The sequence below is a fragment of the Kitasatospora sp. UYEF31 genome (genome assembly GCF_057291755.1).
On sequence record NZ_JBXAWK010000116.1, the window covers coordinates 1 to 5,411 of the forward strand.

The 5,411-nt window shown below is 64.4% G+C and carries 5 protein-coding genes; 1 reads left to right on the forward strand and 4 read right to left on the reverse strand.

Features of this window, described 5'->3' with window-relative positions; genetic code table 11:
• Nucleotides 1–394: 394 nt before the first annotated feature.
• Complete coding sequence (gene metG / locus AC0Z36_RS29085) at nt 395–2,098, forward strand: methionine--tRNA ligase (RefSeq protein WP_485466072.1); 1,704 nt, start codon at nt 395–397, stop codon at nt 2,096–2,098.
• 48 nt (nt 2,099–2,146) lie between these two features.
• Here the strand turns inward: metG and AC0Z36_RS29090 are convergent, their stop codons facing one another.
• Genes AC0Z36_RS29090 through AC0Z36_RS29105 form a run of 4 tightly spaced genes read right to left on the reverse strand, consistent with a single transcriptional unit; the run spans nt 2,147 to nt 5,338 of the window.
• Nucleotides 2,147–2,803: a histidine phosphatase family protein gene (locus AC0Z36_RS29090; protein ID WP_485466073.1), complete on the reverse strand. Its 657-nt coding sequence runs from the start codon at nt 2,801–2,803 to the stop codon at nt 2,147–2,149.
• Complete coding sequence (locus tag AC0Z36_RS29095) at nt 2,794–3,345, reverse strand: FkbM family methyltransferase (protein ID WP_485466074.1); 552 nt, start codon at nt 3,343–3,345, stop codon at nt 2,794–2,796. Before AC0Z36_RS29095 ends, AC0Z36_RS29090 begins: the two co-directional genes overlap by 10 nt.
• Nucleotides 3,342–4,952 (reverse strand): hypothetical protein, encoded by a 1,611-nt coding sequence (locus AC0Z36_RS29100; RefSeq protein WP_485466075.1) that lies wholly within the window; start codon nt 4,950–4,952, stop codon nt 3,342–3,344. The genes AC0Z36_RS29095 and AC0Z36_RS29100 overlap by 4 nt, the downstream gene beginning before the upstream one ends.
• Before the next feature lie 2 nt (nt 4,953–4,954).
• Complete coding sequence (locus AC0Z36_RS29105) at nt 4,955–5,338, reverse strand: glycosyltransferase family protein (RefSeq protein ID WP_485466076.1); 384 nt, start codon at nt 5,336–5,338, stop codon at nt 4,955–4,957.
• Nucleotides 5,339–5,411: the final 73 nt, after the last annotated feature.

Sequence of the window (5,411 nt, forward strand, 5' to 3'; positions counted from 1 at the left end):
TCACCGGAACCGCTGGTATATACCGTTGTCCGACATGTGTATTACTTGACATCGACACGCCGCGATTCCCGCCGACCTCACCCGCTCAGCCCATGGTGTGGGGTCATCAAGCGCAGTGCGGCCCGTGCGCACGGTCTGACGGGAGGCTTCAGTCGCACCAGCGGCGGCGGGGTGGACCACACACGCACGCTACAGCGGCCCGTACGATGTGTTCAGCGAGGCCAATCCGCAAAAACGCCGCCCGCTATGTGCCGATTCGGTGGCGCTCAATATTCAACCGGCCGGAACTCGACGCTATGCTAGCTTTCTGTTACCGCTGGCCCTCGTTGTAGTCACCGCAAGCGCTTGTGGGCCCACGGACGGCCCGCAACCTCTTCATGGAGTAGTGCAACGCATGGCGAGATACCTCATCACGAGCGCCCTCCCGTACATCAATGGGATCAAGCACCTCGGCAATCTCGTCGGCTCCATGTTGCCCGCGGACGTATACGCCCGGTACCTGCGCCAGCGCGGACACGAAGTCATGTACGTCTGCGCGACGGACGAACACGGCACGCCCGCCGAACTTGCGGCCAAGGAAGCCGGCCTCTCCGTCGCGGAGTTCTGCGCGCAGCAGCATGACCTCCAGGCGCAGATCTACGCCGGGTTCCAGCTCTCCTTCGACCACTTCGGGCGCAGCTCCTCCGCGCAGAACCGTGAGCTCACGCAGCACTTCGGCAGGCAGCTCGCCGAGCAGGGGTTGATCGAGGAGCGCGTGGTCAAGCAGGTGTACTCGCGTGAGGACGGGCGCTTCCTGCCCGACCGCTATGTGATCGGCACCTGCCCCCACTGCGGCTATGAAGCGGCGCGCGGGGACCAGTGCGAGAACTGCACCCGCCTGCTCGACCCCACGGATCTCATCGAACCGCGCTCGGCGATCAGCGGCAGCCACGATCTCGAAGTCCGCGACAGCAAGCACCTGTTCTTCCGCCAGTCGCAACTGGCGCCACGACTGCGGGAGTGGATCGAGAGCCGTGAGGGCTGGCCGACGCTGACCACCTCGATCGCCCTGAAGTGGCTGAACGAGGGTCTGGAAGACCGCGGCATCACCCGTGACCTCTCCTGGGGCGTCCCGGTGGATCGCGAGGGCTTCGAGGACAAGGTCTACTACGTCTGGTTCGACGCGCCGATCGAGTACATCGCCGCCACCAAAGAGTGGGCCGACCAGGCGCCCGAAGGCGAGCGGGATTGGGAGTCGTGGTGGCGGGACGCCTCGGACGTGCAGTACGTCCAGTTCATGGCCAAGGACAACATCCCGTTCCACACCATCATGTTCCCGGCCACGATCATGGGCACGGATGAGCCCTGGAAGCTCGCCGACTTCATCAAGGGTTTCAACTGGCTCAACTACTACGGTGACAAGTTCTCGACCAGTCGCCGCTACGGCATCTTCATGGACGCCGCACTGGAGATCCTCCCGGCGGACTACTGGCGGTACTTCCTCATTGCCAACGCACCCGAGTCGGATGACACCAGTTTCTCGTGGGAGTTGTTCTCCGCCCAGGTCAACAAGGACCTCGCCGACACACTCGGCAACTTCGTCAACCGGGTACTGACCTTCAGCAACAAGAAGTTCGGCGGCCAGGTTCCAGCCGGTGGTACGACCGGTCAGGCCGAGGCCAACTTGGGCGCCCAGGTGGTCGAACTGCTGACCGAGTACCAGGAGCATCTGGAAGCCAAACAGTACCGCAAGGCCGCCCAGGCTTTGCGGGCCCTGTGGAGCGCGGCAAATGTCTACCTGGAGCTCAAGGCGCCGTGGACCCAGGTCAAGACCGACCCGGAGGCCGCCGCGCTCACGCTCCGGACCGCCATGAACCTGATCCACCTGTTCGGCGTCATCTCCGAGCCGGTGATTCCGGCCAGCGCCGCGACCATCCAGGGCATCTTCGACCTGGACGACGACGCGCGACGCGCGTGGCCGGTCCTCGACGAGCTGCGGATGCTCGACAGGGTCGTCGCAGGCACCTCGTTTGAGGTTCCCGGAGTCCTGTTCCGTAAGATTGCCGACGAGGATGTCGCTATCTGGCGTGAGCGCTTCGGCGTGCCCTCCCAAGACTGAATCGCAGGTGCGGGCAGGCCGCCAAACCGACCCGCACCTGCGGTTCACCTACACCGACAGATCGTTGCCCAGGTCGCGCGGCAGGACGTTCATCAGAACGATCTCGCCGCGCGCCTTGGTTTCCGGTACCCGGACCAAAGTCAGCGCTGCCGAGCCTGGCACATGGTCGAGGTAGTCCGAAAACGGTCGCTGTGTGAGATGCAGGAGTAGGCAGGAGATTCCGCCTCCGTGACCGACCAACAAGACGCGCCGCACGGTCCCGTGGCATGCCGCATGCCACAAGGCGATGTAGCGGGCCTGGACCTCCTCGCTCGTTTCCCCTCCGGGGGATCGGTACCGGTGGATCGGCACTCCCGCTCCGGCTGCTTCTGTGATCGCGAGTTCGCGGGGGCGTCCCGCGAGATGACCGCTGTTTTTCGCGTTGAGGCGACTGTCGGTCCTGACGACCGGGATCGATAGGTGGTCGCGAAGGATGGCAGCGGTTGCCTGGCAGCGTGCTGCCGGGCTGATGTTCAGGCTGTCGAATGCGATGCCGGTCAGACGTCGGCCCAGTTCGTGTACGTCCTTGGCGCCTTGAGCACTGAGTTGGCCGCCGATGCCCTGGCCTTGGTGTAGGCCGAGTCGGTTCTCCTCGGTTTCGCCGTGTCGGACGAGGTAGATGTCTCTGTGCCATTCACGGTGTCCCTGGGGCGAGATCAATCCCATTCCCGGACGTCGGTCTGCGCGGATACCGAGGCGTAGAGCTCCTCGTGCTCGTCGCGTGTCATCCACGAGAAGCGGTTGTAGTGCCACTCGATGTAGAGCGTGGAGACGAGACGCAAGCTGTCGTCCGCAAGCATCTTGCGCAGGACTGGGTACTCCGCGCCCTCGATGTCCATCTTGACGATGACGTCGTCACCGGCGGCGAAGGTTTGCCCGAGCCAAGTGCTGAAGTCCAGGCAGGGGACGGTGACCGGGCGGGTGTAGTCGATCTGTTGATCGTAGACCGGGGGTACCCACTTGCCCGGCAGGAGTGTCGAGCTCTCGTGGTGGCCGAGGAACAGATCGACCGTGCCGTCGTGCGTCCACACCGCCCGGTCGGACACGCTCACCCGCGGGTGGCCTGATTCCTTCACCTGGGCCTGGATCGACGTGTGCAGGTCAGCGTTCGGTTCGAAGGCGTAGAAGTCGCGGTCCGGGAACTGGCCGATGAAGGTCCGCAGGACTTCGCCTAGGTTGGCGCCGCAATCGATGAGGGCTTGGCTCATGATGCTCTTCTCTCCTGGCTGGTAGCGGTGGCGGTGGCGGTGGGGATATCCAACTCGTGAAGCACGACGTCGGCAAGCACACCGAGCCCGTGCGTATTTGGTTGATAGAAGCGTTCTTGGTAGCGGATCACGACGCGACGGACGGGCACCTGGCCTCGGTAGCGAGGCAGATCGCCCCAGTGGAAGAGCTGGCCGCCAGGAGCCTTGAGCCGACGCAAACAGCGTGGTAGCGGGCTCTTGCGTGCTCCGTGGTTCAGCTCGACAAACATCGACGTCAGGTAGCGGATGTGGTCGGCGGCCTGCTCCGCATCTGCCTGCACCTGGCCGTACTGGTGCTTGATCTCTCGCATAGTTGCGGCGTCTCCGGCAGCAGCGACGATGTCGTCCCGCAAGGCGCGGTCCCAGACGATGCCGAGGTGACCGTGCAGGATGGGCTCGGCCGTGAGGAAGTACCCGTGAACACGCCCGTACTCACGCTCGTAGGGGCACATGAAGTCGTTGTAGAGGCCGTAGCAGCGGCCGTTCGTCCCTTCGACCTCCCAGTGCACTCGGGCGGTGAAAGGGGCATCCCGCCACCCGAGGTGGAATGGCTGCCAGAGCAGGTCGGCGCAGGCCAGGATCATGATCACAACAGCTGTCGCAGCACCCGTCGCGCCGAAGAGCGACGTCCCGGGCAAGTCCGTGTGGAGCAGGGCGGTCGCCAGAATGAGACTCGCTGCGATGTTCTCCCAAAAGAAGATGCCGGACGCCAGCGTGATGACGAGGTTGAACACAGCGGTGGCCACCAGGCACGCGATCAGCAGCCGCAGGTCAAGGAAGGCGATCAGCCCGACAGCCTCGACGAGTATCGTCGCGGCATTCATCGGGCGGTCGAGCCGTGCCAGCACGGCCAGTACGCGTCGGGCATGGCACGCGGGCACGAACCGCGCCCAGCCCCACGCATACGCCGACGCGACCAGGTAGTGCGTGCGGTTGTGCCACGCCCAGTCCCACCACCGTTGACCCAACCTGACCTTGCTCCACGCTGGCTTGACGTAGTGCGACAGGGCAACGCAGCCGAGCAGCATCACGATGGCGTCGGGCGCGGCATCCGCTGTGTCCGGGGCGAAGTTCCGAACTGAGCCGAGCACAAGCCCAGCCGCGCACCACGCGAGGGAGGCTTTCACGAGACGAATTGGCATCATCGCGTGGTGTTGCCACCCGTCGAAGTAGCGGCACGCGAGGGCCAGCCAGACCAGCAGTGCGGGGAGGTAGAAGATGCTGGCGACAGCACTTGCAACCAACGCGGTTCGTGCAAGGCGCTGACGGCGGTGAGGTTGCGTCACGTCGTAGTCCAGCGTCCCCCAGCGCCAGGTCAATAACACGACCATGGCCAGGACCGCGAGGTTCAGTGGACCGGCATCGCTCATGCCTTCTGCCGGTTCGACGACGACTGGTAGTCCGATGAAGGCGAGCGCAGCGGTGTTGCGCGCGACCGTAAATACCCTTGGCTGACTCCTCGCACGGCTGAGCGCGCGGACCAAGGGGGAGACCCCGAAGCGATAACAGATCAGAGAGGTTGCCAGAGTCGCCGTAAGGGCGACGTCGGCGTGGGTGGGCATCGGCATGCCTACTGCCCCGCGGGGAGCGCTCGTCGACCGGATCCGAGGCCCTCCACATGTGTGGCGATTCGTTCCACGGGATCGTCTGCGAGGAACTGCGCTAGCTCGTCGTCAATCCGAGCTGTGTACTCGGCACGTCGTTCCAGGAAGCCCGCCACACGATCCCGGTCTATGACAGTCGCCCCGACCCCGAAGCCCCGGACGTCCACAGTGTGGGCGCACCACTGCTGGTCGTAGGTCGGAAGTGGTACCAGGTAGCACGGTTTCCCCAAAGCGAACGCTTCCGAGATGAGGTTGAACCCCGCATTGCAGAAGACTGCCTGACTTACCATCAGATCATCGAGAAAACCGTCGCGGTCGAACAAATTGACGTAAACATTCAGCGGGTTCACGTCGTGTGACGGTTCCGGGCATGGGGTGACGGCCGGTGACCGGTGGTCAGCGGCTGGTCGGGGTGCGGGACGG